The following is a 1488-nucleotide window of genomic DNA, read 5'->3' on the forward strand; positions in this document are numbered from 1 at the left end:
CCAGTTCGGCCCACTGTGCGTCGGTGATGGTCTCGACGCTGATCAGGACCGCTCGGGCACCCGCTTCGACGGCACCCTGGTGGGCGGCCTCGGCGAGGGCACGGGTGTGACCGTTTCCGGAGTGGTAGGGGATGGCTAGGGTGGGGAGGTTCCTCATGCTCCGTCTCCAGTTGGTCGGGCGGACGTGGGCGCTCGTGATGTGAGTGCGTGTCGCAGTTCGGCTTCGAGCCGGTTCAGATCGTTTTCATGGCCGTGCGCCGCGATGTGCCCGTCCGGGCGGATCAGGTGATACCCCGGCTTGCGACAGCCGGTCGCCGCCGCGGCGGCCCGGAGTTCCAGCTTCACCAGCCGGACCTGGGGCCGACGGTCTAGGATGTGCCCGACCTCGGCAAGCCAGCCGGGGTCGGCCTCCGGCGCCAGGACGGCCAGCGACCAGCCGTGCGGGTCGGCTCGCGGTCCTGAGATGTCGTGCGCCACGGCGAGGCTTCGTGGAAACACCGCGCCGACCCTCGATCCGGAGAGCAGCGTGCCGCGGAACCGGCATTCGGGCATCCCGGACGGGCTCTGGCTGGCCCGGGCGGGGGTGTAGGTCAGCCGCCGTCCGGCCATGACCGGCGCATAGGCCCGGGAGGCTACACCCGTACGGTCCAGCAGGCGGAAGGCCGTATCCCGGAGGAGCACCCGGGGCCGGCTGCCGGCCATCCAGGCCCTGGTCTGCAGATCGGTGTCCCGGACGATCCTGCGGGTCGCCTCGATCCGCTCAGGTCCGTAGCCGGACAGCAGTGAGAAGGGAGAGTCGCCCCGGAGCACCGCGGCCAGTTTCCAGGCGAGGTTGGCGGCGTCCTGGAGGCCGGTGTTCATGCCCTGGCCACCCGCCGGGCTGTGCACGTGCGCCGCGTCCCCCATGAGGAAAACCCGGCCCAGCTGGAAGCTGGTGGCGTGCCGCGCGTGTACCCGGAACACCGTCTGCCAGACCGGTTCGGTGATCCGTATCCCTCGCGGGCCACGCTCGTCCAGGACCGCCTGCATCATCGCCGTGTCCACTTCCTGCCGTCCGCCGGGAGGCATGACGGACAGGAAGCGGAAGACCCCGTGCGGGGCCGGCACGACGACCAGGGTTCCGGCCGGGGCCTGGTAGTACCGGACCTCGCTGTGTGGCAACTCGCCTTCGATGTGCGCGTCCATCAGGGCGAACGCCATCTCGTAGGTGACGCCCTCGAATCCCACGCCGATCTGCGAACGCACCGCGCTAGCCGCCCCGTCGGCGCCGATCACGAAAGGTGCGCGGAAACGTTCGATCGCCCCGTCCGTGTGCTCCAGTACAGCCGTCACCGCGTCGGTACCGTCGATTCGACCGGAGAAGTCGGTGCCCTCCAGGCACAGCAGCCGCACTCCGCGCTCGACCTTGCCGCCCAGAGCGTGCAACAGCTCGGTCAGCAGCCGTTCGGTCTCCGGTTGAGGCAGGATGCGGGAAGCCAGTTCGGTAGC

At 70.0% G+C, this 1488-nt stretch carries 1 protein-coding gene; it reads right to left on the minus strand.

Annotated features, from left to right (window positions below; all coding sequences use genetic code 11):
- Positions 1-153 precede the first annotated feature (153 nt).
- Positions 154-1488, minus strand: a 1335-nt coding sequence (locus F3T56_RS45875) for an FAD-dependent monooxygenase (protein WP_149831372.1), incomplete at its 5' end; no start/stop codon positions are given.

Source organism: Streptomyces tailanensis (assembly GCF_008386495.1).
Classification (GTDB): domain Bacteria; phylum Actinomycetota; class Actinomycetes; order Streptomycetales; family Streptomycetaceae; genus Streptomyces; species Streptomyces tailanensis.